The sequence below is a fragment of the Sphingobium sp. DN12 genome (assembly GCF_051058005.1).
In the GTDB taxonomy this organism is placed as follows: Bacteria; Pseudomonadota; Alphaproteobacteria; order Sphingomonadales; family Sphingomonadaceae; genus Sphingobium; species Sphingobium yanoikuyae.
Map to the genome: position 1 here is coordinate 636,640 of NZ_CP173717.1, position 25,700 is coordinate 662,339.

The window sequence follows — 25,700 nt, forward strand, 5'->3', positions numbered from 1 at the left end:
TCAGGGAATGACGCTGATCGCGATGCTGTAGCGGCCCGCGTCGGCATCATGATCGAGCGGGGAGCGGAGCTGGCGCGACAGGCCGGTCAGCACCCGGCCATAGCGTTCGTTCAGCAATAAACTCATTTCCGGCCCGGCGCGCAGCGCGGGCGACGCCATCTGCAACAGGGCGCGGTCGTTCCGATCGGCCTCCAGATGCACCGAAATCCGCATCGTCGCGCGCGGATCGGACAGCATCGCCAGCTCGACCAGTTCGGTCACCAGGAAGGCGACCGGAACGGCGACATCCTGGCTGATGTGCAGATCATCGTCGCTGTCGATCTGGATGCCGAAACGGCGCGCCTCATGCGGGGCGGTGCCGCGCAGGCTGGCGGACAATTCGCTGATCAGCGGACGCACGCCGACGCCGCGATTTTCCTCCAGCTCGGCAAAATGGTTGCGATGGACGACCGACAGGGCGTCGACCCGGCGCTGGATCGATCCATAGGCCGACACCGCTTCGGGCTCATGCGCCGACCGGGCATGCAGGCTGATCAGGCTGGCGATGATCTGCAGGTTGTTCTTGACCCGATGATGCACCTCGCGCGTTAGCTTGCGCTGGGTGTCGAGCGCGGCGGCCATTTCGGCCTCATGGGTCGCGACATCCTCGCTGATCTCGCGGAATGTGTCGCCCAGGTCGCTGATCTCGTGCGCGGGGGTGCGGATGCGCCGCAACGGCTCCAGCACTTCGCCGGGCTGATAGGCGGCGACCTGGCGCCGCAGCAGCACCAGCGGGCGGATCAGCAGCCGATTGACCACGAACCAGCCGATCGCGGCGGCCGCGAACCACATCACCAGCGGCAGGAACAGCGACAGCAGCCGGGCGATCGTCGCCGGCGGCTCGCGCACCGTCATGGTCAGCAATATGTCGGGCGGGTCGAGCCGGGCGGACAGGCTGCTGCTATGGCCGTCGATCCGGCTGCCGGGGCGGCTGACGATCATCTGCCGCTCGCCCTGGCGCAGGCTCAGTTGCCGGTTCTGCAGCGCGGTCGCGGGATCGGCGACGCTTTCGAGATGCGGCCGCGAATAATAGGCCAGCGCCGCGACGCGATTGTCATGGCTGTGGGTGCGCGACAGCAGGAAGTCGCCGGACGACAGCAGTTCGACACGCGGGCCGATGAAGCGGCGCGTGGGCGGAATGCCGGCCGGCTCCGGCGTGGCCGATCCGCACAGCTTCTTGCCCGATCGGTCGTAGATATAGAATCGGATGCCGTTCCGGTCCTGCGCGGTGAGGAAGAAGGAGAGGCGGTTGCAGATTTCGCCGTCCGCCTTGCCATCGGCCAGCGCGTTGACGGTCAGGCCCAGCGCGGTGCGATCGGCGTTGAGATCGGCGGTCAGCTTGCGCGCGCTCTGGGTCACGGCGACACGCAGCAGCGCTTCCTTCTCCAGGTCGGCGGTGCGGATCGCCTGCAGCGACGCCACCAGCGCGATCAGCCCCAGCGGCAGCAGCGCGAGTGTCAGGATGAGGAACATCTTGACGCCGGTGGACCGGAGGTAGACGCCGAACATGGTCATGGGGGATCGAGAGGGTCCTTGCATGGGCGGCAGGGAAATGCCGCCCCGACCAGCGTTGATCAGTCCAGTTTGCTGAGCAGGTCCAGCATTTCGGCGGGAATATCTTCGTCGACCGTGCGCTGATAGACGGACTTGAGCACCTGGGACACCTGGGCCTCGTCCTTTTTCGCGGCCGTGCGGCGCTTGCGTGGTTCGGGCGCAGTCTTCATGTCGCGGTCGCGGATGGTCGTGCCGACGTCAATATCCCCTCCCATCCTGTCCCGTTCCGTTGTTGAAGAAACCAAAATCAGCCCCTTTGAAGCTAAATCCGTGACGCCAGCCTGTCCGCTATTTCGCCGCAACGCATAGCGGCGTCAATTCACCAAGCTGGGCAAATTTCACCAAAAAGCCGTTACCGTCGAAAAAACCGAACGAGAGTGAAACAAATCTTGGTGTCGATGGTTCCGGCATTCGAAGCATTTTTTGCACCGTCGGTCATTCGGCGGCAGGGGGAGAGGGGCTTGCCAGCGCGGCATCGTCATCCCATCCTCCGGCGGAGCCGATGTTTCGGACAACAGGCCCGACAGGGCAGGGAGAAGACTTACCGATGTCGCTTGGACAGCAACTGCACCCCCATCTTCCTTTCTTGCGGCGCTATGCGCGCGCGCTGACGGGCAGCCAGACTCATGGCGATGCCTATGTGCGCGCCACGCTCGAAGCGATCGTCGCCGCGCCGGAGGAGTTTCCCAGCGGTGTCGATCCTCGCCTCGGCCTCTACAAGACCTTCCATGCGATCTGGTCGTCCTCGCACCTGGATGACGAGCCCGGCTTCTCGGGATCGATCGGGCAGGAGGCGATCGCTCATGCCCGACTGGCCCGGCTGACCCCGCTGCCGCGCCAGGCGCTGCTGTTGACCGCGCTCGAAGGCTTCACGACGGAAGATGCCGGCTATCTGATCGGCCTCGACACCGCCGATGTCGAAGCCCTGGTCGAGGAAGCGCTGGAGGAGATCGAGGCGCAGACCCGTGCCAAGGTCCTCATCATCGAGGATGAGCCGATCATCGCGATGGATATCGAGACGATCGTGCGCGACCTTGGTCACGACGTGACCGCCATTGCCGTCACCCGCGAGGATGCGGTGCGCGAGGCGTTGGCGGAACGGCCCGGCCTGGTGCTGGCCGATATCCAGTTGGCCGACGATTCGAGTGGCATCGACGCGGTGAAGGACATTCTCGCCGAATTCTCGGTGCCGGTGATCTTCATCACTGCCTTCCCCGAACGGCTGCTGACCGGCGAACGGCCCGAGCCGACCTTCCTCATCACCAAGCCGTTCCAGCGCTCGACGGTCAAGGCCGCGATCTCGCAGGCGCTTTTCTTCGACGAAGCGACCGCTCCGGCCTGACCTGTCTTCCCGCCGGCCGATCCTTTGTGACGGTCGGCGGAACCCTCCCGGCTTTAACGCGTTAAATATGCGTAACGATTCGGAGAGGGCCGATGGCCGACGAGGAGCAGCATATCTCGACGCAGGACGCACGGGGCGGCGCCACGCCGCACGTCGTTCGCTATGTGCTGGGCATTTCGCTCGCACTGGCCGTGATCGTGATGCTGCTGGTTCTCTGGCGGTAAGGCAGTGGAAAAAATGGGCGTTTCTAGGGGTATCTTGGGAATTGGCCTTTGGCGGTAATCGAACTAGGGTGCGGATGCATATATGGCTTTGACGACTTCGGTTCATGCAGCGAGGGCGACAGTCGAAACGGGGGTTGCTGCCGTGGATGAAGGGCTGAACCAGGCGCCGCGCGAGGCACTGTCGGACGGCGAGTTCAAGCGGGAACTGGCCGCGGTCATTCCGCATCTGCGCGCCTTCGGGCGCTCCCTGTCGGGCAATCGCGACACCGCCGACGATCTTGTCCAGGAAACCCTGCTCAAGGCCTGGGCCGCCCGTGCCCGCTTCCAGGCCGGCACCAACATGCGCGCCTGGACCTTCATCATCCTGCGCAACCATTATCTCTCGCAGATGCGCCGCTCGCGTTTCCGCGGCGACTGGGACGACCTGACCGCCGACCGGCTGCTCGCCGCGCCCGCGGGGCAGGACAAGCATGTCGAACTCAGCGACATGCAGCGCGCCCTGCTGCAATTGCCCCAGCCCCAGCGCGAGGCGCTGATCCTCGTCGGCGCGGGGGGCTTTGCCTATGAGGAAGCGGCGGAAATCTGCGGCGTCGCGGTCGGCACGATCAAGAGCCGGGTGGCCCGCGGTCGTGCCGCGCTCGAACAGATATTGGAGGAGGGCGCGCTGCCCTCGCGCCGGACGCAGGAAACGACCGATACGGCGGTGCTGGACGAGATCATGGACGATGTCGATCGCCTGAGCCGTGGCCGCATTTCCGACAATCTGGTCGACCATGGTGCCGTCGACGACGATGGCGATGACGAGATGGGTGGCAAGACCGCCGAGGATTGAAGGCGGGATGCCATTGCCCTGGCGTGATCGGGAACGATCCGCCCGGCTTGTCGGTTGAAATGCCATGGGAAGGACGGAAGCCATGGGCAGCGACCCGCAACATCGACAGGATCGGATCGGGCGACGCTCGGATCGTCCGCAAGGCAGCGGCGGCATCGTCTTTGCGCTGGTGGCGCTGGCCCTGATCCTGGCGATCGGCTTCTTCTATCTCACCAATGAAAGCCGCGAGGATCGGCGCGCCGACGCCATTACCCAGGCGGCGGATTCGGTCGACAATGGTGCCCGGATCGTGGGCGAAGCCGCGCGCAATGCGGCGGACAAGCTGCGCAACAACAACTGAACCTCCTTGCGATCGGGCGGGGCAAGGCGATCCGGTGTCGCCTTGATTTACAGTCATTGGCGCCATCTTCAGATTTTCTTTGCCATTTTCAGGCAGGGTCTGAGCCCTGTCGGATTTCCTTACAGCTTGTTGTAAGGCTGGGCCGACTCCAGTTGGCGGCCCTTCCCGACCGGAGGGGCGGTGCTGCGGGAAGAAGCGCGATACGATGATCAGGCTGTTCAAACATTATGTCCCTCATGCGGTGCTGCTGCTCGGCCTGCTCGATTTCCTGCTGCTGATCGGCGCGGGGGAAGCGGGCTGGATCCTGCGCGCGCATCAGATCGGCATGGATGTCGAGCCGATCGCGACCCGCATCGGCCCGCTGCTGAGCTTCGCCTTCGCCATCCAGACCGGTATGATCGCGGTCGGCGTCTACAGCCCCGAGGCGCTGCAATCGATCCGTTTCGCCTTCGCCCGCCTGCTGGTCGCCATCTCGCTCGGCGTCATCTTCCTCTCGGTCATGTATTTCCTGCTGCCCGGCATCACCCTGTGGCGCTCCAATTCGCTCTACGCGATGGGGCTGGCGATGGCGCTGTTGCTGCTGGCCCGCATGCTGCTGGGGTCGCTGCTCGGCGGCGAGGCGTTCAAGCGCCGCCTTGTCGTGCTGGGTGCCGGCCGGCGCGCCAACCGCATCCGCGACCTGGAACAGAAGCGCGGCGCCGGTTTCCTGGTGGTCGGCTATATCGCCATGAATGATGGCGACCAGGTGGTGGAGGAAGCGATCAACCGCACCGCCATCTACAACATGTCCGATTATGTGGTGCGGCTGAACGCCAGCGAGGTCGTGCTGGCGCTGGAGGAGCGGCGCAACGCCATCCCCATGTCCGACCTGCTGCGGATCAAGACCACCGGCGTCCATGTCAACGACCTGTCGACCTTCCTGGAGCGCGAGACCGGGCGCGTCGATCTCGACAGCGTCAACCCCAGCTGGCTGATCTTTTCCGACGGTTTTTCCGCCGGTCGTCGCCTGTCCAGCATCGCCAAGCGCATCTTCGACATCATCGCCAGTTCGATCCTGCTGCTGCTGACCGGCCCGATCATCCTGTTCGCCGCCTTGTTGGTGAAGCTCGACAGCCGTGGCCCGGCTTTCTACCGGCAACAGCGGGTCGGCCTCTATGGCCAGGAATTCTGGATCGTGAAGCTGCGCACCATGCGCCAGGATGCGGAGGTCAAGGGCCAGGCGGTCTGGGCGGAGAAGGATGATCCGCGCATCACGCGCCTGGGCTATTGGCTGCGCAAGCTGCGCATCGACGAACTGCCGCAGAGCTGGACCGTGCTCAAGGGCGAGATGAGCTTCGTCGGCCCGCGCCCGGAACGGCGCCAGTTCGTCGAGGATCTGGAACAGCATCTGCGCTATTATGCCGAACGGCACATGGTGAAGCCGGGCATCACCGGCTGGGCGCAGATCAACTATCCCTATGGCGCGTCGATCGAGGATGCCCGCCACAAGCTCGAATATGATCTTTATTATGCCAAGAATTACACGCCCTTCCTGGACCTTTTGATCCTGATCCAGACGGTGCGGGTGATCCTCTGGCCTGACGGCGCACGCTGAGCGGCAGGCGATGAGCGCGCTGCTGCAATTCATCGGCGACTGGGGCCATGCACTGGCCGCGGTCCTGTTCGCCGCGCTTGGCATCTTCATCCTGCGGCGCCGGGACGATGCGGCCGAGCCGCGCATGCTGGCCAGCGCGCTGCTGCTGACCTCCTGCTGGGCGCTCTATGTCTCGTTCGGCGGCGTCGATAAACCGCTTTCGGGGATTGCCGAAAGCGTCCGCAACGCCGCCTGGTTGATGCTGCTGTTCGTCATGCTGCGGCGCGGCCCGGCCTCGCGCAGCGGCGCACTGGTCGCCGTCGGCCTCGTCTATCTCGCTGTTGCCGGCCTCATCTTCCTCCAGACCTCGACCGATCTCACCTGGCGGCAATTGCCCGTCCGCAGCGAGCTGCACCAGATGCTGGTGGCCGTGTCGCTGGTGCTGCGGATGATGACGGCGATCGGCTGCCTGCTGCTGGTCCATCATCTCTACACCGCCTGGCCCTCGCGCGATCGCGGGCGGGTGTCGCTGCTGCTCGGCGCGCTGGCGGCGATGTGGACCTATGACCTCAATCTCTATGTCATCGGCTATTTCGCGATGGACCGGGTCAACGAACTCTATGCGCTGCGCGGGCCGCTGATGGCGCTGCTGGCGCCGGTGATCGCGATCGGCATGCGCAAGGAAATGGCCGGACGGCTGCAATTGTCGCGCACCATCGCCTTCCAGTCGCTTTCGCTGGTGGCGGTCGGCCTCTATGTCGTGGTGCTGACCGCGGCGGCGGTGTTGATCGAGATGATCGCCGGCCCCTATGCGCGGGTGGTGGAGATTGGCGCGGTCTTCTTCGTGGCGGTGACCGCGCTCGTCCTGCTGCCCTCGCCACAGATGCGGGCGCTGTGGAAGGTGCAGGTCGCCAAGCATTTCTTCCAGCATCGCTACGACTATCGCACCGAATGGATGCGCTTTGGCGAAACCATCGGCCGTCCGGGCGAAAATGCCCCGCCGCTGGGCGAGCGGGTGGCCAAGGCGGTCGCCGACATCACCGATTCCCCTGCCGCGCTGTTGCTGCTGCGCACCGATGACGGCCGGCTGGCGTTCGAGGCGCAATGGAACTGGCCGCAGGAGCCGATCGCCGGCCTGTCCCTGCCGCTCGATCAGCTGGAAAGCTGGGAAGGGAGCGGCTGGATCGTCGATGTCGGTCGCATCCGCGATGGCGACGCCACCTTCGACCTGCCGCCTTGGCTGATCGAGGATGCCCATGTCTGGGCGCTGGTGCCGCTGCTCCATTATGGCCGTCTGATCGGCGCGATCCTGCTTGCGCCGCCGCCGATCGACCGGCGCCTCGACTGGGAGGATTTCGACATGCTGCGCGCCGCCGGGCGCCAGGCCGCGACCCATATCAGCGAGGCGCAGGGGCAGCAGGCGCTCGACGACGCCCAGCGCTTCGACGAGTTCAACCGCCGCTTCGCCTTCATCGCGCATGACATCAAGAATCTGGTCAGCCAATTGTCCCTGCTCTCGCGCAATGCGGAGCGGCACGCCGACAATCCCGATTTCCGCGCTGACATGCTGCTGACGCTCAAGGAGTCGGTGGGCAAGATGAACGACATGCTCGCCCGCCTGTCCCAGCATAACAAGGGCCGGCCCGAAGAACCGCGCCCGGTGGCGCTGGGGCCGCTGGTCGATCAGGTCGTGCGCAGCCGCGCCCGCCAGCGCGCCATCACCGTCAGCGGTGACGTGCCGGTCGCGCTCGCCGATCCGGCGCGGGTCGAGCAGATATTGGTCCATCTGCTGCAAAATGCGATCGATGCCAGCGATGCCGATCGCCCGGTCGAACTGCATCTGGGCAGCGCGCATGGCCAGGCGACGCTGGCCGTGGTCGATCAGGGCTGTGGCATGACCGCCGAATTCATTCGCCGCGATCTGTTCAAGCCCTTTTCGTCCAGCAAGGCGGGCGGCTTTGGCCTCGGCGCCTTCGAGGCGCGCAGCTTGGCCGAGGCGATGGGCGGGCGGATCGACGTGGAAAGCAAACCCGGCGTGGGGAGCCGTTTCACCCTGCGCCTGCCGCTGGCGCCCGCGCCGGCGCGCGATGATGTTCAAGGAAAGGCCGCCTGATGAGCGACACCCGCCCCAAATTGCTGATCGTCGAGGATGATCCCGGCCTGCAGCGGCAGTTGCGCTGGGCCTATGAGGATTATCAGCTCTTCATTGCCGGCGACCGGCTCGAAGCGATCGAGATGCTGCGGATGGAGGCGCCCGATGTGGTGACGCTCGACCTGGGCCTGCCGCCGGACCCGGACGGCACCAGCGAGGGCTTTGCCACGCTGGAGGAGATATTGCGCATCAAGCCCGATACCAAGGTGATCGTGGCGTCGGGCCATGGCGCACGGGAAAGCGCGCTCAATGCCATTTCCGGCGGCGCCTATGATTTCTACCAGAAGCCGGTCGACATTGACGAACTGGGCCTGATCGTCCGTCGCGCCTTCCATGTCCACGCGCTGGAACAGGAAAATGCTCGCCTCGCCGAAGCCGCGCCGGAGGGGGGCAGGGTGCTCGGCCGGATGATCACCGGCGCGCCGGAGATGATGCGGGTCGCCCGCACGATCGAGCGGGTGGCCAGCGCCGATGTCTCGGTCATGCTGCTGGGCGCCAGCGGCACTGGCAAGGAATTGCTGGCGCAGGGTCTGCATGATGCCAGCCCGCGTCGCGGCGGTGCCTTCGTCGCGATCAATTGCGCGGCCATCCCCGAAACCCTGCTGGAATCAGAACTGTTCGGGCATGAAAAGGGCGCCTTCACCGGCGCGGTCAAGACCACGCCTGGCAAGATCGAGCAGGCGCAGGGCGGCACCCTGTTCCTGGACGAGGTCGGCGACATTCCGCTGCCCCTGCAGGTAAAGCTGCTGCGCTTCCTGCAGGAAAGGGTGATCGAACGGATCGGCGGGCGCCAGCCGATCGCGGTGGACACGCGCATCGTGTGCGCCACCCATCAGGATCTCGACGCGATGATCGCCGCCGCCAGCTTCCGTGAGGATCTCTATTATCGCCTGGCCGAGATCGTCATCCGCATCCCCGCGCTGCGCGACCGGCCGGGCGATCCGGCGCTGCTCGCGCGCCATTTCCTCACCCGCTTTGCGCAGGACATGAACCCGCAGGTCAAGGGCTTCGCCCCCGATGCGCTCGCCGCACTCGATGCCTGGGGCTGGCCGGGCAATGTGCGCGAGCTGGAAAATCGCGTGAAGCGCGCGGTCATCATGGCCGATGGCAAGCATGTGACGGCGGCCGATCTCGATCTCGACGGTGATCGAGCCGAAGGCAGCGAGGTCGTCAATCTCAAGGCCGCGCGCGAAATGGCCGATCGGCGCGCCATTCGCCGGGCGATCGCCCGCACCGACGGCAATATTTCCAGCGCCGCCAAGATATTGGGGATCAGCCGGCCGACTCTCTACGACCTGCTCAAACAATATAAGATGCAGGGCTGATCGATGCGGCGCTCACGCCTGATCCTGCTGGCGGGCCTCGCCCTGCTGCTGCTGGCGCTGGCCGGCCTGTGGCAGTGGCGCGTGCATGAGGCGGACGGCAGTGCGGCGCTCGCGCGTGGGCTGGCCGCGCTGGATGCCGGCGATGCGCGCACCGCCCGGATCGAGCTGATGAACGCCATTCGTGGCAATCCGGCGTCGCTGCCGGCGCGGCTGGGCCATGCCCGCGCGCTGGTGCAGTTGGGTGATGGCGCCGGGGCGCAGGCCGATCTGCTGCGCGCGCGCAAGCTGGGCGCCAGCGTCGGCGACACGAATGGACTGCTGGCGCAGGCGCTGCTGTTGCAGGGCGATGCCGATGGCGCCCTGCGCGCCGTGCAGGCGGGCGAAGGCAAGTCGGCCGAGGCAGCCCGTGTCGCCGCCCGCGCCTGGCAGGCGAAGGGCGACAATGACGCCGCGCAGCGCGCCTTTGACGATGCGCTGCATCTCGCCCCGCGTGCGGCCCGGACCTGGATCGATCTCGGCCGGTTCCGCCTGATGCTGGGCGACCAGGCCGGGGCGATTGCGGCGGCGGACAGGGCTCTGACGCTGGCACCGGGCGATCCGGATGCGCTGACCCTGCGCGGCATGCTGATCCGCGATCAATATGGGCTGGTGGCGGCGTTGCCCTGGTTCGAACGGGCGCTGGACGATCATCCCAATGCGCTTGCCCCGCTCACCGAATATGCCGCGACGCTGGCCGATGCCGGCCGCGCGAGCCGCGCGCTCAGCGTCAGCCGGCGCATCCTGGCGCTCGATCCCGGCAATCCGCGCGCCTGGTTCCTGCAGGCGGTGATCGCCGCCCGCGCCGGCCAGATCGATCTTGCCCGCACCCTGCTGGCCCGCACCGACGGCCGGCTGGATGGCGAACCGGCGACCCGTCTGCTGCGCGGCGTGCTGCATCTGTCGGATGGCAATGCCGTGCTGGCGGCCGATGCGCTGGGGCCGCTGGTGGCGATGCAGCCCGACAATCGCGTGGCGCGCACGCTGCTGGCCCGCGCATCCTATCTGACCGGCGACTATGCCGGCACGGCGGCGACGCTCGCGCCCCTTGTCGATCGCCATGATGCCGATCCCTATGTGCTGACGCTGGCGGCCCGCGCGCAGGAGCAACTGGGAGATCGCGCGCAGGCCGATGCGTTGCTGGCCCGCGCCTCCTGGCCGGTGCGTCCCTCGTCGGACCTGCTGGGCGGTACGAACGCCGTCATGACGCCGCCGGCCGATGTCGCCACCGCGGCTGACAATATCCCCTATATCCGCGCGCTGCTGATGCAGGGGCGCACGGGCGAGGCGGTCGACCGCGCCGCGCTGTTGGCGCGCGCCAATCCCGGCGCGCCGGCCGCCCATGTTGTGCTGGGCGATGCGCTGGTCGCCGCCGGTCGGCCGGCCGATGCCGCCCGCAGTTTCGAGGCGGCGGCCAATATCCGGTTCGATCGCAATGCCGCGCTGCGGCTGGTCGCGGCCTGGAGCGCGGCGGGCGATCCCGCTCGCGCGCTGCAACTCATCCGCCTGTTCCTGGCGCAGAACCCGATGGATGTGGAGATGCAGCGACTGGCGGCCGGGGCGGCGATGCAGGCGCATGACTGGCGCGGCGCGCTGCGCCTGTTGCAGGCGGTGGAGGCGCAGACGGGCGGCCATGATGCGCTGCTGATGGCCGACCTCGCCCGCGCGAGCCTGGAAACGGGATCGCCCGGCAAGGCGCGCCTCTATGCCGCCCAGGCCTATCGCCTGATGCCGGCCAATCCGGTCACCGCCGACATCTATGGCCTGGTGCTGCTGCGCACCGATGCGAAGGGGCCGGCGGCGATCGACCTGCTCGAAAAGGCGGTTGCCCTTGCGCCGCAAAACCCGCCCTTCCAGCTTCATCTGGGGCAGGCCTATGCCGCTGCCGGGCGCAAGGCGGAGGCGAAGCGCGCCTTGTCGCGCGCGGCAGCCTCCAATTTCCCCGATCGCCAGTTGGCGATGAAGGCGCTCGCTTCCTTGTAAAAAAAAAGCGCCCCGCGGGGCGCTCTTCTTCAGACCTTCTGGCTGTCCAGTTCGTCGAGCCGGATGCCCAGCCGCCGGATCTGCGCCGCGACCGGCGGCCACACGCTTTCCAGGAAGCGGCTGCGTTCCGCCTCTCGCAGCTTGCGGGTCGCACCATCGGCGACGAACATGCCCACGCCGCGCTTCACGACGACCAGCCCGTCATCCTGGAAGCTCTGATAGGCCTTGGCCACGGTCAGCGGATTGGCGCCCTGCTGCGCGGCAAAGGCGCGGACCGAGGGGAGGAGGTCGCCATCGCGATAGTCCCCATCCAGGATGGAGGCGGCAATGATCTCGCGGAGGCGGAGATAGACGGGTTTGGATTCGTCGCTCATAAGTGCATCAGTGCCATAATACAGCCGTGCAGGTCAATGGACCTTGTTACGTGGAACCCCGTATTTTCGGCAATTATCTGTCCCATGTCGATACGATATCGTTATAATCTGGCCGGGGCCGTTCTTCCAGCGCGCGTGAGGGCGTGCCGATGAAGACGAATCCGGCGAGCCGCTCGTCCGCGCTGCCAAAGGCGTCGCGCACATCGTCATTGAAGCTCGGCCATCCGGTCAGCCAGCCGCCGGCAAAGCCCAGAGCATGGGTGGCGTGCAGCAGGTTCATGATCGCGGCGCCGGCTGACAATTCCTGCTCCCAGACCGGGATCTTGCTGCCCGCGACCGGCTTTGACAGCGCCACCACCAGGGTCGGCGCCTGATGCGCGAACTGGTGCATCGCCTCGATCTCCAGCCGCCCGGCCTCCGGCTTCTCGGCGCGATAGGCGGCCTCCAGCAGCGCGGCCAGCTTTTCCCGCTTGTCCTGCGGCACGATCACGAAGCGCCAGGGCGCCAGCTTGCCATGATCGGGCGTGCGCAGCGCGACTTCGAGAATCTGGCGCAGCTGCGCATCGTCCGGGCCGGGCGCGATCAGGTCGCGCGGCTTGCCGGAACGGCGGGTCTGCAGCAGGGTGAGGGGGCTGGAAAGGTCGTTGAACATCGGTTGCCAAATGGGACGCTTTGCCGCCGGACGCAAGGGCGAAAGGCACACTTCCTATCGCTTCAGCGCCGCTTTGACTCTGCCCACCTTTCCCCTCTAGGGTCCGCGCCATAACGCCGCCGCTTTCGCCGGCCGGCACAAAAAGACAATTTCAAGGGGGTCCGATGGCGACCGCAATCACCGTACCGGCGGAGGCAGGCAAGACCTGGCTCGGCCATCCGCGCGGCCTGTTCCTGCTGTTCTTCGCGGAAATGTGGGAACGTTTTTCCTATTATGGCATGCGTGCCATCCTGATTTTCTACCTCACCAAACATTTCCTGTTCGGCGAGGACAAGGCCTATATCCTCTACGGCGCCTATACCTCGCTGGTCTATATCACCCCGGTGATAGGCGGCTATCTGGCCGACCGGTTCCTGGGCCCGCGCAAGGCGGTGCTGGTGGGCGGCGTATTCATCGCCATCGGCCATTTCCTGATCGCCATCACCGAAGGGCCGGGGGGGCAGGATGCCTTCTATCTCAACGGCTTCTATCTGGCGCTGGCCAGCATCATCGTCGGCACCGGCTTCCTGAAGGCCAATATCTCGGTGCTGGTGGGCGAACTTTATGCCCGTGACGATCATCGCCGCGACCCGGCCTTCTCCATCTTCTACATGGGCATCAACCTGGGCGGCGCCAGCGGACCGATCGTCTGCGGCCTGCTGGGCGAACTGTGGGGCTGGAGCTGGGGCTTCGGCGCGGCCGGCGTCGGCATGCTGCTCGGCCTCGTCATGTTCGTCTGGTTGCGGCCCTGGCTGCTGGGCAAGGGCGAGCCGCCCGCGCCGGAAAAGCTGCGCGCGCCGGCGATCGGCACGATCTCGCAGGAATGGACCATCTATGCCAGCGCCGCGCTGGGCGTGGCGGCGATCTGGATGGTCATCCGCTATGCCGAACTGCTGGGCTATACGCTGCTGATTTTCTCGGCCCTGACCGTCGCCTACATCCTTTGGCGCTCGGTCACGGTGCTGACCAAGGTGGAGCGCGACCGGATGTTCGCCGCGCTCTTCCTGATCGCGCTCAATCCGCTCTTCTGGGGCCTGTTCGAACAGACCGGCTCCTCGCTCAACATCTTCACCGACCGCAATGTCGATCGCGTCATCCTGGGCTGGGATGTGCCGGCCTCGTTGTTCCAGTCGGTCAATTCCATCTACATCATCCTGCTCGCGCCGCTGTTCGCGGTGCTGTGGACCTTCCTCGACAAGCGCCGGCTGGAACCATCCTCGCCCGCCAAGTTCGGCATCGGCCTCATCCTGTGCGGCGCCGGATTCCTGGTGCTGGTCGCGGGCGCGGCGATGGCCGGTCAGTCGCTGACGCCGGTGATCTTCGTCTTCCTCATCTACCTGCTCCACACCATGGCGGAACTCTGCTTCTCGCCGGTCGGCCTGTCGGCGATGACGCGCCTGTCGGTGTCGAACATGGTCGGGCTGGTAATGGGCACCTGGTTCCTGGCGATGGCCGCGGGCAATTTCATCGCCGGCCTGATCGCGCGCGCCACCGGCAGCGGCGAGGCGGGCGACGTGACCCAGGTGCTGGACGTCTACAGCCGCATCGGCTGGTTTTCCGTGGTGGTCGGCGGCCTGGTGCTGCTCGTCTCGCCCTATGTGAAACGCATGATGCATCTCGATCTCATTGCCGCTGAAAAGGGGAAACAGGCATGAACGCACGCAGCAAGCTGCTGCTGGGGCTGGCGCTGGTCGCGACCGGCATGACCGCGCCGGCGGTCGCCAAGAAGGAAAAGGATCAGCCGGCACCGGCGTCTCAGGGCAGTTCGGCCGAGCCGGACAATCCCTATCCTTCGACCTACAAGCCCTATCCGGGCGTGGCGACCGCGATCCGCGGCGCGACCATCTTTGACGGTGAGGGCGGACGGATCGACAAGGGCGTCGTCTTCCTGTCGGGTGGCAAGATCACCTCGATCGGCGGCCCCGACACGCCGATCCCGGCCGACATCGCGGTGTTCGACGGCACCGGCAAGTTCGTGACGCCCGGCGTCATCGACATTCACAGCCATCTGGGCGTCTATCCCTCGCCTGCTGTGGACGCGCATTCCGACGGCAATGAAATGACCTCGCCGGTCACGCCCCATGTCTGGGCCGAACATTCGGTCTGGCCGCAGGATCCGGGGTTCGGTCGCGCACTCGCCAATGGCGGCGTCACCACGCTGCAGATCCTGCCCGGTTCGGGTAATCTGTTCGGCGGCCGCAGCGTGATCCTGAAGAATGTCCAGGCCCGCACCATGCAGGGGATGAAGTTCCCCGGCGCGCCCTATGGCCTGAAGATGGCCTGTGGCGAAAATCCCAAGCGCGTCTATGGCGCCAAGGGGCGCGAACCCAGCACCCGCATGGGCAATATGGCGGTCGATCGCCAGACCTGGATCAAGGCACGCGAATATCAGAAGAAGCGCGCCGCCGGTAAGGACCAGACCCGTGACCTGGGCATGGAGACGCTGGCCGACGCGCTGGAAGGCAAGATCCTGGTCCAGAACCATTGCTACCGCGCCGACGAGATGGCCAATGTGATCGATATGTCGAAGGAGTTCGGCTACAAGGTCACCGCTTTCCACCACGCGGTCGAGGCCTACAAGATCGCCGACCTGCTGCGCGAGAACGGCATCTGCGCCGCGATGTGGGGCGACTGGTATGGCTTCAAGATGGAAGCCTATGACGGGATCAAGGAAAATGTCCCGCTCGTCCACCAGGCCGGCGCCTGCGCCATCGTCCATTCCGATGACGAGAATGGCATTCAGCGCCTGAACCAGGAAGCGGCCAAGGCATTGGGCGCTGGCCGTCGCATGGGCATCAATATCCCTGACGAGATCGCCTGGACCTGGCTCGCCATCAATCCGGCCAAGGCGATGGGCATCGCCGACCAGACCGGCAGCCTGAAGGTCGGCAAGATGGCCGACGTCGTGCTGTGGAACGGCAATCCGTTCAGCACCTATACCCGGCCGGAAAAGGTCTGGGTCGACGGCGCCTTGCTCTATGACGCCAATGATCCCAAGCGGCGCCCGGTAACCGACTTCGAACTCGGCCAGATCGGCGCGGGAGACGTGAAATGACGATGAAGACCGCAATCCGCGCCGCCGCCGCGCTGCTCGCCGTTGCCGCCTCGCCCATGGCGCTGGCCCAGACCATCGCCATCACCGGCGCCACGCTGGCGATCGGTGACGGGTCGGAACCGATCCAGAATGGCACCGTGGTCATTTCCGCCGGCAAGGTGGTGGCCGCCGGGGCCGGCGTTGCCGTGCCGGCCGGCGCCAGGACCATCGACGCCAGCGGCAAATGGGTGACGCCCGGCATCGTCTCTGGCTTCTCGCGCGTGGGCCTGGCCGAAGTGCCCGGCGTCAAGGAAACCAACGACATCAACGCCCGCACGCCTTTCTCGGCCGCGATCGACGTTGCGCCGGCGATCAACCCGCTGGCCAATCCGATCGCGATCAGCCGCACCGCCGGCGTGACCCGCGCGGTGGTCGTGCCCGCAACCGGCAACGGCATCTTTGCCGGGCAGGGCGCGGTGGTCGATCTGGGTGCCGACATGGACCCGATCACCAAGGCGCGCGCCTTCCAATATGTCGAGATGGGCGAAGAGGGTGCGGAGGATGCCGGCGGCAGCCGTCCGGCCGCTTACCTCACCTTCAAGATGATGCTGCGCGAGGCGCAGGATTATGCCAAGGCCCCGGCCAGCTATGATGGCCGGTCGAAGGACGCGCTGCTCAACCGCGTCGATGCCGAGGCGCTGGTCCCGGTCGTCACCGGCGCCATGCCGCTGATGATCCATGTCGAAAGCGCGCGCGACATCCTCGGCGTGCTGGCGCTCCGGAAGGACTTCCCGGCGCTGAAGCTGATCCTCGCCGGCGCGACCGAGGGCTGGATGGTTGCCAGCCAGATCGCCGCCGCCAAGGTGCCGGTGATCGCCGGCGGGCTCGACGACCTGCCTTCCAGCTTCGAGAAGCTGGCCGCAACCCAGAGCAATGTCGGCCGCATGGTGAAGGCGGGCGTGCCCGTCGCCATGGGCCTGATGGACCGGGACGAAGCGCTGCAACTGCGCCTCGCCACCCAGCAGGCGGGCAATATGGTCGCCCTGAACAAGGTGCCGGGCGCCACTGGCCTCAGCTGGGGCCAGGCGCTGCGCAGCATCACCTCCGCCCCGGCCGAGGCGATGGGGCTGGGCGACCGGATCGGCTCGCTCAAGGCCGGCAAGGCGGGCGATGTGGTGATCTGGGACGGCGACCCGCTGGAAATGGAATCGGCGCCGGTCGCGGTTTGGATCGACGGCATCCAGCAGCCGATCGACAATCGCCAGACCAAGCTGCGCGACCGCTACGCCACCCCGGCCGAGGGTAGCCTGCCCAAGGCCTATGAATGGTAAGATGGGGAAGGGGGCCACGGCCCCCTTTTTCATGCCGCGCACATCTGCCGGCAAAATGTGGGGGCCATGGCACCAAAGGCAACCCTGCCTCGTTGGGGCAGGACGCAACCGCGATAGGAGAGGCCCCATGCCCGATGAACTGAATGAAGCCCTCGAGCGGTTCCAGATGTTTGCCGCCCGCTTCAAACTGGATGATCTGATCGATGCCGAAAGCGGCTTCACCGGCAACGACGCCGCTCTGCTGGCCGGCGAAGTCGAAATGGCGATCCAGACCAGAGGCATGCAGGACAGCCCCGAGCCGGATATAGACGGCAGCCTGTTCTAGGTAGCGCGAAAGGCCAGGACAGTCTGGCATCATTGCGAACGTAACAAAGCAATGATGATGTCGGGCTTTGGCGGCTAACGACCATAAGCGTCGGCAAAATCCTCCCCTGCAAGGGGAGGGGGACCACGAAGTGTTGGAGGGGTGTCGCCCGATCGAGAGGGGAAGCCGCCTCCGTCTGGCCTTCGGCCAGTTCAAGGGAGACACGGGGCTCCCTTGAACTCCCCTTCCAGGGGGGATGGTCTCGAAGCGACCAGAAGCGGACGTTTCCTGCTCCCCTCCCTTCCAGGGAGGGGCCGGGGGTGGGTGCGCCGCGTAGCGGCGGTCTACGGTCGATAGGGCAGAAGCTCGCTGCGCTCGCAACCCACCCCACCCCCTCCCTGGAAGGGAGGGGCTATGTCTTGTTTCCACCCAAACCTGTCCTACAGTGCCGCCTTTCGGCTATACCGTCGCTGGCTCTTTCCCATCGTCTGCGCGCATCCACGGCTTCGCACGATAATTTCCGTCATTGGAACGAAAATGTCAGGATGTGCGGGAAATATGCGAAGTTAAGCGCGGCATTTCCTATTTTGCCGCGCCGGGCTCAACCGCTGGTGGCACCCCACACGTCGCTCGCCTTCACGAAGCCCTTCTGGCCCTTCACGTCGAACGCGCACCAGCCGCTTGAGCAGGAACCGATCCGGCCGACCACGCCCTTTTCGGCGCGGAACAGGGTGCGGCTGGTTTCGCTCGCGCCCTCGTGCATCGGTGCTTGCGCCGCGGTGACGATCGCCGTGGCGGTATCGCTCAGCAGGCGAACATGCATCCAGCCCTGGGCACCGTCGGGGTCTTCCACCTTGCGCCACAGGCCCAGCACCTGCACCACCTTCACCGGCAGGTCGCGGCGCTGATAGACCCAGTTGGACGGATAATCGAGGCTCGGGCCGACGCGCATCCGCGCCTCGTCATGCGACAGCGACGCCCAATAGGGCACCGGCTTGGCCGGGGCCGCCGCCGCGCCGCTCATGTTGGTCAGTGCCGCGATCATGCCCGCGCCCAGCAGCAGGCGCTTCATGCCCGACCCTTTGCCCATATCACCCATGGTCTTTCCATACGCTTGTCCGGCCGGTCGCGACAAGCTTTCAATCGCAGGCAGCCGCATATCCGCTTGACCGGCGGGGCAGGCGGGAATAGCGGCCTTGCTATGGCCAGGAAACCGCGCCCCGCAACGCCGCGCGTCATCGTGACGCGCCGCCTGCCGCCCAATGTGGAGGCGCGCATGGCCGAACTGTTCGACGCCAGCTTCAACACCGGCGACATCCCCATGAACCGGGGCGAACTCGCCGCCGCCATGGCGCAGTGCGACGTGCTGGTGCCCTGCATCAGCGACCAGATCGACGCGGAACTGATCGCCGGCGCGCCCGACCGGCTGCAACTGATCGCCAGCTTCGGCAGCGGCGTCGACCATATCGACCTCGCCGCCGCGCGGACCAGGGGCGTGATCGTCACCAACACGCCCGGCGTGCTGACCGAAGACACGGCCGACATGACCATGGCGCTGATCCTCTCCGTGCCCCGCCGCCTGGCGGAGGGAGAGAAACTGGTGCGCTCGGGCCAGTGGCATGGCTGGAGCCCGTCGGGCATGCTGGGCCATCGCATTGGCGGCAAGAAGCTGGGCATCATCGGCATGGGCCGCATCGGTCGCGCCGTCGCCCGCCGGGCCAAGGCGTTCGGCCTCACCATCGCCTATCATAACCGCCATCGCCTGCCGTTCGAGGTGGAGCAGGAACTGGAGGCGCATTGGTACGACGATATCGACACACTGCTGCGCGAATGCGACATCGTCTCGATCCATTGCCCGCTCAACGCCGACAGCCGTGGCCTGATCGATGCGCGCCGGATCGGCCTGATGCGGCCCGACGCCTATCTCATCAACACCTCCCGCGCGGAAATCACCGACGAGCCGGCGCTGATCGCGGCGCTCGCCGAAGCACGGATCGCCGGTGCCGGGCTCGACGTCTATGCCCATGAGCCAGCGGTCGATCCGCGGCTGCTGGCGCTCGCCAACGTCACCTTGCTGCCCCATGTCGGCTCGGCGACCTTCGAGGGGCGCGACGCCACCGGCGCCCGCGTCATCGCCAATATCCGCAGCTGGGCCGATGGCCATCGCCCGCCCAATCAGGTGCTCGAAGGCTGGGTCTGATCGCTGCGCGCGCGGAACAATGCGCGCCTTCCTCCGTTTGGAAACATCAGAGAAACGGAAGGAATCCCACCATGATTCGTCTTGCCATCATTGCCCTTGTGATCGCGGCCGTGCTCGCCGTCCTCGGCTTCGGCGGCGCCGCCGGCACCTTTGTCGGCATCGCCAAATTGCTGTTCGGCATCGCCATCGCCCTGTTCCTGATTTTCCTCGTTCTTGGCCTTCTGGCTGGCAAGGGCATTAAGGACGCGATAGACTAAGCCATGATCGAGATTGGCGCTGGAGTGGATGAAACCGGGCGGTTGCTGCGCGATGAGGCCGGCTTCCTGCTCCAGCGCGATCTGGGCGGCACCTGGCGGCTGGTGTTGCTGCGCGTGCCGGTCGACCATGTCGAAAAGCGGGTCCGGGTGCGCGGCTATTATGCCGGCGACGACATTGTCGAAGCGGATGGCGTAGCCGCCGCCTGAACAGGCATCGGGCCATCTTGCCAGAATCGTTGCGCCGCGCGATCAGTTGCGCCCATGCGCAAGATCATTTCCCTGATGCTCGCCGTTGCGGCGCCCGCTCTGGCTTACGCCCAGACTCCCCATGACCAACTGACCCAGGTGATCGACGATCACTGGAAATGGTATCTGTCGGTCCATCCGGTGGAGGCTACCGCACGCGGCGTGCGCGACTATGACGACCAGATTTCCGACCTGTCGCTTGGCGCCCGCGATGCCCAGATCAAGGCGGAACAGGGCTTCGTCACCCGGCTGGATGCGGTGCCGGACGCTGGGCTGGATGCCGCCGACAGGGTGAACCGTGCCGTGCTGTTGTGGATGCTGCGCGACGATATCGCCAGCGACAAGCATCAGGCCGAACGGCTGATGCTCTTCACCACCTATTATAGCTGGCATCAGGGCTTTTCCGGCATGGCCGACGGCCTGCCTTTCTACACCCGCGCCGACTATGACAGCTATCTGAAGCGCCTGGCGCTCTACCCGAGGCAGAATGGCGATGGCATGGCGATCACCCGCCAGGCGATCAGGGGCGGTTATGTGCTGCCCTGTTCGGTACTGGGCGGCTTTGCCAAGGGGATCAGCGGCATCGTTGCCGGGCCGCCGGAAGGAACGCGCTTCTACGAACCCTTCACTCGCGCCAAGCCGCGCGACATCAGCGATGCCGACTGGACGGCGCTGCAGGCCCGCGCGGTAGCGCTGATCCGCGATGTCATCACGCCCGAATATGGCAAATGGCACGACCTTTTCGTGGCGGACTATCTGCCCAAATGCCGCAAGAGCGACAGCGCATCGACCCTGCCGGGCGGGGCGGCCTGGTATGCCAGCCGGGTGCGCACTCACACCACCACCGACCTGACCCCCGATCAGATCCACCAGATCGGGCTGGATGAGGTCGCGCGTATCGGCAAGCGGATGGATGCGATCGCGGCCACGGCCGGCTATCCCAGCCGCGCCGCCTTCATCCAGCATCTGCGCACTGATCCAAGCTATTACGCCAAGACGCCCGAGGAACTGCTGCGCGTCGCCGCCCGCCAGGCCAAGACGATCGATGGCCTGCTGCCGCGCTATTTCGCGACGCTGCCGCGCCTGCCCTATGGCATCAAGCCGATCCCGGCGGCCGAAGCGGAAGGAACAACCACGGCCTATTATGGCCCCGGCGCGCCCGAGGCCGGGATTTCCGGCACCTATTGGGTCAACACCTCGAAGCTGGACCAGCGGCCCTTCTGGGAATTGCCGGCGCTGACCGCGCATGAGGCGGTGCCGGGCCATCACAACCAAATCGCGTTGCAGCAGGAATTGCCGCTGCCGCCCTTCCGCAAATATCTCGCCGGCTTCACCGCCTATGTCGAGGGCTGGGCGCTCTACACCGAATATCTGGGCGAGGAGATGGGCCTCTATGACACGCCCGAGAAGATGATGGGCCGCCTGTCCTACGAGATGTGGCGCGCCTGCCGGCTGGTGGTCGACACCGGCATCCATGCCAAGGGCTGGGACAAGGCAAAGGCCGTCGCCTTCATGAAGGCGAACAGCGCCCTGAGCGACGCCAATATCGATGCGGAGGTCAATCGCTACATCAGCTGGCCGGGGCAGGCGCTGGGCTACAAGCTGGGCGAGATCAAGATCCGCGAGCTGCGGGCGCGGGCGGAACAGCAGCTCGGGCCCAAATTCGACCTGCGCCGTTTCCATGACGCGGTGCTGTCACAGGGGGCGGTGCCGCTCACCGTGCTGGAAAGCCAGATCGACGGCTGGATCGCCGCGGAAAAGGCACGCTGAAAAGAGCGCCGATAAAGGCAAGATGTGGGGCGGGGCGGGCGTGATTTCCACGCCCCGCGCACAATAAAAGTGCGGCCCTTGTGCGCGTCGCTGCGAATGATTTTCAGTAAGCAAAAATGGCGGAAATAAAGGCGGTTTCGACCATTTTGTCCCTTTGACTTGGCGGTGGCAATCTGTATGCCACCGCTCATCGGGACACACTTGCTTCGACCATAGGTTGGGGCGCCTCCCTCCACCTTGCCGCGTCTTCGTGGCTTCTGGTGGGAACGCGACGCTTCCTTCCGCATGGCCGGGCCTATGCGAGGAGACGCATATCTTATGACCGCCACCGGACAGGATACTCTCGGCACGCGCGACACGCTCAATGTCGGCGGCAAGGACATCGCCTATTATTCGTTGGAAAAGGCCGCTGCGAAGCTTGGAGACGTTTCGCGCCTGCCTTTCTCGATGAAGGTGCTGCTGGAAAATCTGCTGCGCTTCGAGGACGGCGTGACCGTCACCACCGACGACATCAAGGCGATCGTCGACTGGCAGAATGACAAGGGCAAGGCCGAGCGCGAGATCCAGTATCGCCCGGCGCGCGTGCTGCTGCAGGATTTTACCGGCGTGCCCTGCGTCGTCGATCTGGCCGCCATGCGCGACGCGATGAATGCGCTGGGCGCCGACGCCAGCAAGATCAACCCGCAGGTGCCCGTCCACCTCGTCATCGACCATTCAGTCATGGTCGACGAGTTCGGCACGCCCCGCGCGTTCCAGGACAATATGGAGATCGAATATCAGCGCAACATGGAGCGCTACGACTTCTTGAAATGGGGCAGCAAGAGCCTGGCCAATTTCTACGCCGTGCCGCCGGGCACCGGCATCTGCCATCAGGTGAATCTGGAAAATATCGCCCAGGGCGTCTGGTCGAGCGAGGGCGCCGACGGCGCGACCATCGCCTATCCCGACACCTGCGTCGGCACCGACAGCCACACCACCATGGTCAATGGCCTGGGCGTGCTGGGCTGGGGCGTCGGCGGGATCGAGGCGGAGGCCGCGATGCTGGGCCAGCCGGTATCGATGCTGATCCCCGAAGTGGTCGGCTTCAAGTTCACCGGCAACCTCAAGGAAGGCGTGACCGCCACCGACCTGGTGCTGACCTGCACCCAGATGTTGCGCGCGCGCGGCGTGGTCGGCCGCTTTGTCGAATATTTCGGCCCCGGCCTTGCCACCCTCAGCCTCGCTGATCGGGCGACGCTGGCCAATATGGCGCCCGAATATGGCGCGACCTGCGGCTTCTTCGGCATCGATGACAAGACGCTGGACTATATGCGCCTCACTGGCCGCAGCGACGAGAATATCGCGCTGGTCGAGGCCTATGCCAAGCAGCAGGGCTTCTGGATCGATCCGTCGGTCGAGCCGATCTTCACCGACACGCTGGAACTGGACCTGTCCACCGTGGTGCCCAGCCTCGCCGGTCCCAAGCGCCCGCAGGACCGTGTCGCGCTGCCCGAAGTGGATGATGTGTTCAACGCCGACATGGTCAACACCTACAAGAAGGCGCAGACCCGTGTTCCGGTCGAGGGCAAGGATTATGACATTGGCGACGGCGACGTCACCATTGCCGCGATCACCAGCTGCACCAACACCTCCAACCCCAATGTGCTGATCGCCGCCGGTCTGGTCGCCAAGAAGGCGAACGAGTTGGGCCTGAAGCCCAAGCCCTGGGTCAAGACGTCGCTGGCGCCCGGTAGCCAGGTCGTCACCGACTATCTGGAAAAGGCGGGCCTTCAGGCACATCTCGACGCGATCGGCTTTAACCTCGTCGGCTATGGCTGCACCACCTGCATCGGCAATTCCGGCCCGCTGGCCGAGCCGATCAGCAAGGCGATCAATGAAAATGGCCTGGTCGCTGCCGCCGTCATTTCGGGCAACCGCAACTTCGAAGGTCGCGTCTCGCCCGACGTGCGCGCCAACTTCCTCGCTTCGCCGCCGCTGGTCGTCGCCTATGCGCTCAAGGGCACGGTGATCGAGGATTTCATCACCACCCCGATCGGCACGAGCAAGGATGGCGAAGCGGTCTACCTCAAGGACATCTGGCCGACCAATGACGAGGTCGCGACCACCCTGGCGGGGGCGGTCGACCGGGAGATGTTCCGCGCCCGCTATGCCAATGTCTACAAGGGCGACGCCCATTGGCAGGCGATCGAGGTCACCGGGTCGGACACCTACAAGTGGCGTGCCGGGTCGACCTATGTCGCCAACCCGCCCTATTTCGAGGGGCTGACCATGACCCCGGCGCCGGTCACCGACATCATCGGCGCCATGCCGCTGGCGATCTTCGGCGACTCGATCACCACCGACCACATCTCGCCGGCCGGTTCGATCAAGGCGACCTCGCCTGCGGGCAAGTGGCTGAGCGAGCATCAGGTCGCCCAGGCCGACTATAACAGCTATGGCTCGCGTCGTGGCCATCATGAGGTGATGATGCGCGGCACCTTCGCCAATATCCGCATCAAGAATCTGATGCTCGACGGCGTCGAAGGCGGCATGACCAGCTATCAGGGCGAAGTCATGCCGATCTATGACGCGGCGATGAAGCACAAGGCCGACGGCACGCCGCTGGTCGTCATCGGCGGCAAGGAATATGGCACCGGATCGTCGCGCGACTGGGCGGCCAAGGGCACCAACCTGCTCGGCGTGCGCGCCGTGATCGTCGAGAGCTTCGAGCGTATCCACCGCTCGAACCTGGTCGGCATGGGCGTGCTGCCCCTGGTGTTCAAGGACGGCCAGACCCGCGACACGCTGGGCCTCAAGGGCGATGACAGCTTCACCATCACCGGTGTCGCCGACCTCAAGCCGCGCCAGGATGTCGAAGTGCAGGTCACCCGCGCCGACGGTTCGACCTTCAGCTTCACCGCGCTCTGCCGCATCGATACCGTCAACGAGCTGGAATATTTCCTCAATGGCGGCATCCTGCAATATGTGCTGCGCAAGCTGGCGGCCTGAGCGCTTGATCGATTGACGCGCTGAGCTAAGGAATGAGGGCTCTCTCCGTGAGGAGGGAGCCCTTTTCATTTGGGGGTGGATGGTGGCGCTGTTCGTGGAGATCGTCGGCTGGGCCGGCGCGATATTGGTGCTGATCGCCTATGTCGGGGTCTCGACCGGGCGGCTGTCGGGTGGGTCGGCGACCTTTCAGTGGCTCAACGCCGTCGGCGCCGCCTTCTTCATCCTCAACACCTGGTGGCATGGCGCCTTCCCGTCGATGGTGCTCAACATCATCTGGGCAGTCGTCGGCTTTTCCACCCTGTGGCGCATCTTCCGTCGGAGAATGTCCCCGTCATGACCCGCTTCATCGATCTCAGCCACGCCATCGAACATGGCATGACCACCTATAAGGGCGTCGCCGCGCCGCATATCTGCGATTACTGGACCCGCGAACAGTCGCGCGCCAACTATGCCGATGGCAGCGCGTTTCAGATGGGGCGGATCGACATGGTGTCGAACACCGGCACCTATCTCGATGCGCCGTTCCACCGCTTCGAGGAGGGCGATGATCTCTCGATGCTCGATCTCGACCGGCTGGCCAGCCTGCCGGCGATTGTGGTGCGCAGGCCGTTCGACGCTATTGGCCTGGCGACCGACGCCGCCGATCTCGACGGCATCGACGTCGCCGGCCGCGCGGTGCTCGTCCATACCGGCTGGGACCGGCACTGGCGCACGCCGGCCTATTATGAGGATCATCCCTTCCTGACCGAAGCGGCGGCGCAGCTGCTGGTGGCGCGCGGCGCCCGGCTGGTCGGCATCGACAGCCATAATATCGACGATACCCGCCCCGGCACCGGTCGCCCGGTCCATCGCGAGTTGCTGGGTGCCGGCGTGCTGATCTGCGAACATATGACCAATCTGGGCGCGCTGCCGGATGCGGGCTTCGCCTTCACTGCCATGCCGCCCAAGATCGTCGGCATGGGCACATTCCCGGTGCGGGCCTTCGCGCAAGTCGATCCGGCATGATCTTGTGATGTCGCGCTGAAGCATGACATCGCTGTTAGGCTTCGGCTTTCACTTGAACTGAGAGGCGTTAGCGCCGATACTATGACGATCGGCCGAGAAA

24 protein-coding genes are annotated in these 25,700 nt (G+C 65.6%); 19 read left to right on the forward strand and 5 right to left on the reverse strand.

The genetic code is table 11. The features are described 5' to 3' along the window. Together ACI6S0_RS03120 and ACI6S0_RS03125 are read right to left on the reverse strand one after the other, a co-directional pair. Nucleotides 1–1,554 (reverse strand): sensor histidine kinase, encoded by a 1,554-nt coding sequence (locus ACI6S0_RS03120; RefSeq protein WP_434404912.1) that lies wholly within the window; start codon nucleotides 1,552–1,554, stop codon nucleotides 1–3. A gap of 59 nt (nucleotides 1,555–1,613) precedes the next feature. After that, complete coding sequence (locus tag ACI6S0_RS03125; protein WP_004211312.1) at nucleotides 1,614–1,808, reverse strand: NepR family anti-sigma factor; 195 nt, start codon at nucleotides 1,806–1,808, stop codon at nucleotides 1,614–1,616. Nucleotides 1,809–2,140: 332 nt separating this feature from the next. Here ACI6S0_RS03125 and ACI6S0_RS03130 point away from each other — a divergent pair, with 332 nt between their 5' ends. The 8 genes from ACI6S0_RS03130 to ACI6S0_RS03165 all read left to right on the forward strand — a co-directional run bounded on the left by ACI6S0_RS03130 (nucleotide 2,141) and on the right by ACI6S0_RS03165 (nucleotide 11,400). Next, nucleotides 2,141–2,935: a response regulator gene (locus ACI6S0_RS03130; protein ID WP_004211315.1), complete on the forward strand. Its 795-nt coding sequence runs from the start codon at nucleotides 2,141–2,143 to the stop codon at nucleotides 2,933–2,935. Between the two features lie 92 nt (nucleotides 2,936–3,027). Beyond that, nucleotides 3,028–3,159, forward strand: a complete 132-nt coding sequence (locus tag ACI6S0_RS03135; RefSeq protein ID WP_004211316.1) for a hypothetical protein — start codon at nucleotides 3,028–3,030, stop codon at nucleotides 3,157–3,159. An 82-nt stretch (nucleotides 3,160–3,241) separates the two neighbouring features. Next, nucleotides 3,242–3,991 carry a sigma-70 family RNA polymerase sigma factor gene (locus ACI6S0_RS03140; protein WP_434404913.1) on the forward strand — a complete coding sequence of 250 codons (750 nt, stop codon included), beginning with the start codon at nucleotides 3,242–3,244 and terminating at the stop codon, nucleotides 3,989–3,991. An 82-nt stretch (nucleotides 3,992–4,073) separates the two neighbouring features. After that, nucleotides 4,074–4,331 carry a hypothetical protein gene (locus tag ACI6S0_RS03145; RefSeq protein WP_434404914.1) on the forward strand — a complete coding sequence of 86 codons (258 nt, stop codon included), beginning with the start codon at nucleotides 4,074–4,076 and terminating at the stop codon, nucleotides 4,329–4,331. A gap of 205 nt (nucleotides 4,332–4,536) precedes the next feature. Next, nucleotides 4,537–5,925 carry a TIGR03013 family XrtA/PEP-CTERM system glycosyltransferase gene (locus ACI6S0_RS03150; protein ID WP_434404915.1) on the forward strand — a complete coding sequence of 463 codons (1,389 nt, stop codon included), beginning with the start codon at nucleotides 4,537–4,539 and terminating at the stop codon, nucleotides 5,923–5,925. A gap of 10 nt (nucleotides 5,926–5,935) precedes the next feature. After that, the gene (gene prsK, locus ACI6S0_RS03155; protein ID WP_434404916.1) at nucleotides 5,936–8,017 is read left to right on the forward strand and encodes an XrtA/PEP-CTERM system histidine kinase PrsK; all 2,082 of its coding nucleotides are present in this window, start codon (nucleotides 5,936–5,938) and stop codon (nucleotides 8,015–8,017) included. Next, the gene (prsR, locus tag ACI6S0_RS03160) at nucleotides 8,017–9,381 is read left to right on the forward strand and encodes a PEP-CTERM-box response regulator transcription factor (RefSeq protein ID WP_004211323.1); all 1,365 of its coding nucleotides are present in this window, start codon (nucleotides 8,017–8,019) and stop codon (nucleotides 9,379–9,381) included. Before prsK ends, prsR begins: the two co-directional genes overlap by 1 nt. Before the next feature lie 3 nt (nucleotides 9,382–9,384). Beyond that, nucleotides 9,385–11,400, forward strand: coding sequence for a tetratricopeptide repeat protein (locus tag ACI6S0_RS03165; RefSeq protein ID WP_434404917.1), 2,016 nt, complete (start codon nucleotides 9,385–9,387; stop codon nucleotides 11,398–11,400). A gap of 29 nt (nucleotides 11,401–11,429) precedes the next feature. Here ACI6S0_RS03165 and ACI6S0_RS03170 read toward each other — a convergent pair whose 3' ends face one another. Beyond that, nucleotides 11,430–11,774, reverse strand: coding sequence for a GntR family transcriptional regulator (locus tag ACI6S0_RS03170; RefSeq protein WP_004211328.1), 345 nt, complete (start codon nucleotides 11,772–11,774; stop codon nucleotides 11,430–11,432). A 73-nt stretch (nucleotides 11,775–11,847) separates the two neighbouring features. Continuing rightward, nucleotides 11,848–12,426 carry a nitroreductase family protein gene (locus ACI6S0_RS03175; RefSeq protein WP_037511276.1) on the reverse strand — a complete coding sequence of 193 codons (579 nt, stop codon included), beginning with the start codon at nucleotides 12,424–12,426 and terminating at the stop codon, nucleotides 11,848–11,850. Between the two features lie 164 nt (nucleotides 12,427–12,590). On the opposite strand from ACI6S0_RS03175, the gene ACI6S0_RS03180 reads away from it, so the two are divergent. The 4 genes from ACI6S0_RS03180 (at nucleotide 12,591) to ACI6S0_RS03195 (ending at nucleotide 17,155) form a co-directional block, all read left to right on the forward strand. Beyond that, nucleotides 12,591–14,120: a peptide MFS transporter gene (locus ACI6S0_RS03180; protein ID WP_010337382.1), complete on the forward strand. Its 1,530-nt coding sequence runs from the start codon at nucleotides 12,591–12,593 to the stop codon at nucleotides 14,118–14,120. Then, nucleotides 14,117–15,520 (forward strand): amidohydrolase, encoded by a 1,404-nt coding sequence (locus ACI6S0_RS03185; RefSeq protein ID WP_099234393.1) that lies wholly within the window; start codon nucleotides 14,117–14,119, stop codon nucleotides 15,518–15,520. Before ACI6S0_RS03180 ends, ACI6S0_RS03185 begins: the two co-directional genes overlap by 4 nt. Further along, complete coding sequence (locus tag ACI6S0_RS03190) at nucleotides 15,517–16,830, forward strand: amidohydrolase family protein (protein WP_333701465.1); 1,314 nt, start codon at nucleotides 15,517–15,519, stop codon at nucleotides 16,828–16,830. Before ACI6S0_RS03185 ends, ACI6S0_RS03190 begins: the two co-directional genes overlap by 4 nt. A 127-nt stretch (nucleotides 16,831–16,957) precedes the next feature. Then, nucleotides 16,958–17,155, forward strand: coding sequence for a hypothetical protein (locus tag ACI6S0_RS03195; protein ID WP_004211334.1), 198 nt, complete (start codon nucleotides 16,958–16,960; stop codon nucleotides 17,153–17,155). Nucleotides 17,156–17,735: 580 nt separating this feature from the next. Here ACI6S0_RS03195 and ACI6S0_RS03200 read toward each other — a convergent pair. After that, a complete protein-coding gene (locus ACI6S0_RS03200; protein WP_004211336.1) occupies nucleotides 17,736–18,233 on the reverse strand; it encodes an SH3 domain-containing protein in 498 nt (165 codons plus the stop codon). A 102-nt stretch (nucleotides 18,234–18,335) separates the two neighbouring features. Between ACI6S0_RS03200 and ACI6S0_RS03205 the strand changes: the two genes are divergently transcribed. The 7 genes from ACI6S0_RS03205 to ACI6S0_RS03235 all read left to right on the forward strand — a co-directional run bounded on the left by ACI6S0_RS03205 (nucleotide 18,336) and on the right by ACI6S0_RS03235 (nucleotide 25,600). Then, nucleotides 18,336–19,334, forward strand: coding sequence for a 2-hydroxyacid dehydrogenase (locus tag ACI6S0_RS03205; RefSeq protein ID WP_434404919.1), 999 nt, complete (start codon nucleotides 18,336–18,338; stop codon nucleotides 19,332–19,334). 71 nt (nucleotides 19,335–19,405) lie between these two features. Then, nucleotides 19,406–19,591: a DUF1328 domain-containing protein gene (locus ACI6S0_RS03210; RefSeq protein ID WP_004211340.1), complete on the forward strand. Its 186-nt coding sequence runs from the start codon at nucleotides 19,406–19,408 to the stop codon at nucleotides 19,589–19,591. A gap of 3 nt (nucleotides 19,592–19,594) precedes the next feature. Then, on the forward strand, nucleotides 19,595–19,798 hold the full coding sequence (locus tag ACI6S0_RS03215) for a DUF5818 domain-containing protein (RefSeq protein ID WP_004211342.1): 204 nt from the start codon (nucleotides 19,595–19,597) through the stop codon (nucleotides 19,796–19,798). 54 nt (nucleotides 19,799–19,852) lie between these two features. Beyond that, nucleotides 19,853–21,607 (forward strand): DUF885 domain-containing protein, encoded by a 1,755-nt coding sequence (locus ACI6S0_RS03220; protein ID WP_434404920.1) that lies wholly within the window; start codon nucleotides 19,853–19,855, stop codon nucleotides 21,605–21,607. Nucleotides 21,608–21,925: 318 nt separating this feature from the next. Continuing rightward, entirely contained in the window at nucleotides 21,926–24,595 is a 2,670-nt protein-coding gene (acnA, locus tag ACI6S0_RS03225) for an aconitate hydratase AcnA (protein WP_004211346.1), read from the forward strand. Nucleotides 24,596–24,674: 79 nt separating this feature from the next. Continuing rightward, complete coding sequence (locus ACI6S0_RS03230) at nucleotides 24,675–24,932, forward strand: CBU_0592 family membrane protein (protein WP_037515777.1); 258 nt, start codon at nucleotides 24,675–24,677, stop codon at nucleotides 24,930–24,932. Continuing rightward, the gene (locus tag ACI6S0_RS03235; RefSeq protein WP_434404921.1) at nucleotides 24,929–25,600 is read left to right on the forward strand and encodes a cyclase family protein; all 672 of its coding nucleotides are present in this window, start codon (nucleotides 24,929–24,931) and stop codon (nucleotides 25,598–25,600) included. The genes ACI6S0_RS03230 and ACI6S0_RS03235 overlap by 4 nt, the downstream gene beginning before the upstream one ends. Nucleotides 25,601–25,700 lie beyond the last annotated feature (100 nt).

Coding starts and splice junctions, on each gene's coding strand:
- ACI6S0_RS03120 (WP_434404912.1), bottom strand. CDS start 1,554: ATGACCATGTTCGGCGTCTACCTCCGGTCCACCGGCGTCAAGATGTTC.
- ACI6S0_RS03125 (WP_004211312.1), bottom strand. CDS start 1,808: ATGGGAGGGGATATTGACGTCGGCACGACCATCCGCGACCGCGACATG.
- ACI6S0_RS03130 (WP_004211315.1), top strand. CDS start 2,141: ATGTCGCTTGGACAGCAACTGCACCCCCATCTTCCTTTCTTGCGGCGC.
- ACI6S0_RS03135 (WP_004211316.1), top strand. CDS start 3,028: ATGGCCGACGAGGAGCAGCATATCTCGACGCAGGACGCACGGGGCGGC.
- ACI6S0_RS03140 (WP_434404913.1), top strand. CDS start 3,242: ATGGCTTTGACGACTTCGGTTCATGCAGCGAGGGCGACAGTCGAAACG.
- ACI6S0_RS03145 (WP_434404914.1), top strand. CDS start 4,074: ATGGGCAGCGACCCGCAACATCGACAGGATCGGATCGGGCGACGCTCG.
- ACI6S0_RS03150 (WP_434404915.1), top strand. CDS start 4,537: ATGATCAGGCTGTTCAAACATTATGTCCCTCATGCGGTGCTGCTGCTC.
- prsK (WP_434404916.1), top strand. CDS start 5,936: ATGAGCGCGCTGCTGCAATTCATCGGCGACTGGGGCCATGCACTGGCC.
- prsR (WP_004211323.1), top strand. CDS start 8,017: ATGAGCGACACCCGCCCCAAATTGCTGATCGTCGAGGATGATCCCGGC.
- ACI6S0_RS03165 (WP_434404917.1), top strand. CDS start 9,385: ATGCGGCGCTCACGCCTGATCCTGCTGGCGGGCCTCGCCCTGCTGCTG.
- ACI6S0_RS03170 (WP_004211328.1), bottom strand. CDS start 11,774: ATGAGCGACGAATCCAAACCCGTCTATCTCCGCCTCCGCGAGATCATT.
- ACI6S0_RS03175 (WP_037511276.1), bottom strand. CDS start 12,426: ATGTTCAACGACCTTTCCAGCCCCCTCACCCTGCTGCAGACCCGCCGT.
- ACI6S0_RS03180 (WP_010337382.1), top strand. CDS start 12,591: ATGGCGACCGCAATCACCGTACCGGCGGAGGCAGGCAAGACCTGGCTC.
- ACI6S0_RS03185 (WP_099234393.1), top strand. CDS start 14,117: ATGAACGCACGCAGCAAGCTGCTGCTGGGGCTGGCGCTGGTCGCGACC.
- ACI6S0_RS03190 (WP_333701465.1), top strand. CDS start 15,517: ATGACGATGAAGACCGCAATCCGCGCCGCCGCCGCGCTGCTCGCCGTT.
- ACI6S0_RS03195 (WP_004211334.1), top strand. CDS start 16,958: ATGCCCGATGAACTGAATGAAGCCCTCGAGCGGTTCCAGATGTTTGCC.
- ACI6S0_RS03200 (WP_004211336.1), bottom strand. CDS start 18,233: ATGGGTGATATGGGCAAAGGGTCGGGCATGAAGCGCCTGCTGCTGGGC.
- ACI6S0_RS03205 (WP_434404919.1), top strand. CDS start 18,336: ATGGCCAGGAAACCGCGCCCCGCAACGCCGCGCGTCATCGTGACGCGC.
- ACI6S0_RS03210 (WP_004211340.1), top strand. CDS start 19,406: ATGATTCGTCTTGCCATCATTGCCCTTGTGATCGCGGCCGTGCTCGCC.
- ACI6S0_RS03215 (WP_004211342.1), top strand. CDS start 19,595: ATGATCGAGATTGGCGCTGGAGTGGATGAAACCGGGCGGTTGCTGCGC.
- ACI6S0_RS03220 (WP_434404920.1), top strand. CDS start 19,853: ATGCGCAAGATCATTTCCCTGATGCTCGCCGTTGCGGCGCCCGCTCTG.
- acnA (WP_004211346.1), top strand. CDS start 21,926: ATGACCGCCACCGGACAGGATACTCTCGGCACGCGCGACACGCTCAAT.
- ACI6S0_RS03230 (WP_037515777.1), top strand. CDS start 24,675: ATGGTGGCGCTGTTCGTGGAGATCGTCGGCTGGGCCGGCGCGATATTG.
- ACI6S0_RS03235 (WP_434404921.1), top strand. CDS start 24,929: ATGACCCGCTTCATCGATCTCAGCCACGCCATCGAACATGGCATGACC.